Annotated in this window: 1 rRNA gene; it reads left to right on the top strand. The window is 60.0% G+C overall.

Going from position 1 to position 220, the window contains the following annotated elements:
• Nucleotides 1–90 precede the first annotated feature (90 nt).
• Nucleotides 91–207, top strand: a 5S ribosomal RNA gene (gene rrf / locus ON21_RS09340).
• The last annotated feature ends 13 nt before the right edge of the window (nt 208–220 follow it).

A 220-nucleotide genomic window follows, 5' to 3' on the forward strand; every position in this document is an offset into this window, starting at 1 on the left:
TACCCGGAACACACTTCGTTCCATCACCGTTGTGATGGGCGCGCCCGGAAGGGTGGGAGTGTGTGAGGGGTGTGGATAGTTTCATAGAGTTACGGCGGTCATAGCGGTGGGGAAACGCCCGGTCCCATTCCGAACCCGGAAGCTAAGCCTGCCAGCGCCGATGGTACTGCACTCGACAGGGTGTGGGAGAGTAGGACACCGCCGGAACATCCTTTCACGA

Source organism: Nocardia araoensis NBRC 100135 (genome assembly GCF_000308435.1).
GTDB lineage: Bacteria > Actinomycetota > Actinomycetes > Mycobacteriales > Mycobacteriaceae > Nocardia > Nocardia araoensis.